The sequence below is a fragment of the Paenibacillus periandrae genome (assembly GCF_022458865.1).
GTDB lineage: Bacteria > Bacillota > Bacilli > Paenibacillales > NBRC-103111 > Paenibacillus_S > Paenibacillus_S periandrae.
This window is the reverse complement of record NZ_JAJNMU010000254.1, coordinates 1-216: the sequence shown is the minus strand read 5'-3', so window position 1 is coordinate 216 and position 216 is coordinate 1. Positions and strand designations below refer to the sequence as shown.

The following is a 216-nucleotide window of genomic DNA, read 5'->3' as shown; positions in this document are numbered from 1 at the left end:
ATTCAAGGTTTGCACCCTGAAAACTAGATCCGAAACTTGCGCATTACGCTTGAGCAGCGCGTCTCACTCGCTTTCGCTTGCAAGACTCTTTTCTTGGATAAGCCCTCGACCGATTAGTATTCGTCAGCTCCATACCTTGCGGCACTTCCACCCCGAACCTATCTACCTCATCGTCTATAAGGGGTCTTACATACTGGGAAATCTCATCTTGAGGGG

At 49.1% G+C, this 216-nt stretch carries 1 rRNA gene; it reads right to left on the bottom strand.

The window, feature by feature from the left end:
• Positions 1 to 93: 93 nt before the first annotated feature.
• Positions 94 to 216 (bottom strand): 23S ribosomal RNA (locus LRL21_RS45440); the annotation flags it as partial.